The 2,544-nt window shown below is 46.7% G+C and carries 2 protein-coding genes; both read left to right on the forward strand.

Annotated features, from left to right (window positions below; all coding sequences use genetic code 11):
• The first annotated feature begins 98 nt into the window (after positions 1–98).
• Positions 99–1,553: an IS21 family transposase gene (gene istA, locus ACZND6_RS12745; RefSeq protein WP_489524773.1), complete on the forward strand. Its 1,455-nt coding sequence runs from the start codon at positions 99–101 to the stop codon at positions 1,551–1,553.
• Complete coding sequence (locus tag ACZND6_RS12750; RefSeq protein WP_489524774.1) at positions 1,546–2,298, forward strand: ATP-binding protein; 753 nt, start codon at positions 1,546–1,548, stop codon at positions 2,296–2,298. The genes istA and ACZND6_RS12750 overlap by 8 nt, the downstream gene beginning before the upstream one ends.
• The last annotated feature ends 246 nt before the right edge of the window (positions 2,299–2,544 follow it).

The raw sequence follows: 2,544 nt of genomic DNA on the forward strand, positions 1-2,544 counted from the left end.
CCTTCTAACTGACATGGAATCACCTTTAATGAGAATTTTGTCACTTTCATTTTGCTCCCTCTATCTCGCTGGGAGCAAAGGGGTTCCATGTCATTAAATTGTCTTATCAGAAGCTCTTAAACCTTCCGGACACGGAGCTTAATGCCATTCTTTATCCCAAGAAAACGATTGTTCCCAAGGGAAGGGCAATCGATTGGGCTTCTGTTGATGAACAATTAAAGAACAAGCATGTCAATCTTCTTCTGATTTATGAATATCTTCGAAATGAGGAGCAGCACATTGAATTGTCCTACTCGCATTTCTGTCATCTTTATCGAAAATGGAAGGCGGAGAACAAAGCGTCTCAACCCGTTCACATCAACTTGACGACTCCGGGCGAAAAGTTGGAAATAGACTACTCGGGCGACAACGTAGTGTGGATTGACAAGCATGGAAGGAAAATCAAATCTCGCCTGTTTACGGCTTGCTTTCCATACAGCAGCATTTTATTTGCTTACGCAACGGCAGACGAAACCGCACAGTCATGGTGTGAAGGCTTGATCAAAGCGCTGGAATACTTCGGCGGCTCTCCAAAGGTACTCATCGTTGACAACGCACGGGCCTTGGTTCAGACCGCAAGTAAGTACGAAGGAATCATCGCGCCTTTGCTCGACGATATTACCGGGCACTACGGTATGGAATGTTGGTCGTGCGGCCCCGGCAAACCCATTCAAAAGAACAGAGTAGAAGCCTCTGTCAACATGTCGCAGACCTGGGTACAGGGCCAGTTGGAACTTGAATCATGGGGTGACATTTACGCAGACGATTTAGCTGCGTTGAACAGAATCATTTTAAGGAAAGTCGACGCAATTAACCTCAGGCCCTTTGCAGACAAAAGCCTGCAAACGAGCCGAATAAAGAAATTCTTAGACGAAGAATTTAGTTTGCTTGTGCCTCTGCCGACCTATCCATATGAAATCTGCGATTGGAAGATACTCATGGTCGACAAGTCACACTGCGTTCGCATCTCCCAAGACGGAGGTCATCGTTACAGCGTGCCGATCGACTTTATCCATAAGCCCGTCTTTGTGAGGCTTAGCCGCGAAGAGGTTCAAATCTACAGCACCGCAGATAACAAGTTGATCGGTCGACATGCCCGACAGTACTCGCTAAAAGGAGAAAAGACTCATCTGCTTGAAGAGCATATGACTCAAGCAGAGAAGGATCGAAGAAGAAGTCCCGAGTACTTTATTGAGAAACTAACGAAACTCGGTGTGCTCAGAAAGGCGGCAGAAGACTTTGTTTACGGTTCTTGGGGACTCTCGGGAGACTTTGTATCCAGGCAGAGATTGCATGCCATCGTGAGGAATTTATTACCCGCCTATCGACCTTCATTGCTCTCTGAGGCTCTGGCCGACGCAGCAGAGTACAAACAGTTTAAGTACAACTTTGTGCAGGAGTTGCTTAAACAGAAAGAAGAGCTGCTGAGCCGGCAGATCCCCCTCACATTTGAATTACCCGACGAATCCTATAAAACCCCGAATCACTCAAACATAAGGAACAACTATGAATAATAATATGGACTTCGATCTTGCTGAGCTCAAGACGATTTGCAAGAAAATACGAGCACCGGGAATTGCAGAAGCTGTTGAAGCGTTAATGTCTGACCCCGCCGCATTTGATTTACCACCTACGGCTTGGGTTATGAGCGCATTGAGGAACGAAATAACCCAGCGCGAAGAAAGAGCCCTGACTCGCAGGCTTAAGGACGCAAGGTTAAAGCATAAAGATGCATCCCCGGCCAACATTGATTACTCGCCGGTAAGAGGGCTAAAGAAATCTGCGATTAGCAACATGATGAGCGGTGAATGGGTTAGAAACCGTCTTAACTGCGTCATCAGCGGGAAATCAGGTGTGGGAAAAACATACCTTGCCTGTGCTCTTGGTTCATCGTGCTGCAGAGTAGGCCTTAAAGTGAAATTCTTAAGAATGCCGCTTCTAATGGATGAATTTAAGGCTGTCGCTTCGCTTACGACCGGAGTTAGTAAGGTCATAAGGCAGTACGACAAGTATGACCTACTGATCCTTGACGACTGGGGGTACGGAAAGTTAGATGCCTCATCCCGAAAGGGGCTGATGGAACTCTTTGAAGCAAGAGAACTATCAAAGAGCGTATTGATCACGTCTATCTTGCCCATTAAAGAATGGGCCGGTTATATAGACGATCCTACCTTCTCTGATGCAATCATGGACAGGTTCCTTGGCAGAGTCATCAGAATCGAGATGCTAGAACCTTCGATAAGAACAGGAGTTAGCTAAGAAGAGATGGGCACCCACTTTACGAAGTCAGGTGCCCACGCTTCATAATTTTAAAATGTGCATGGTCGTGGCCAGCGCCGTATAAGTAAGTCTTAAAAAATTGCCCACGCTCGATAATTATCTGCCCACGGCCATCGTATTTCTCAGGAAGAACTGATTAAATTGGTTGCTCTGCAGCAAGAGCAGCTCCGAGTTGCCGAAGAAAGGGCCGAGAAAGAGCGGATTATCGCGGAAAAAGCCCAGAGG

The organism is Parasutterella sp. (assembly GCF_057870745.1).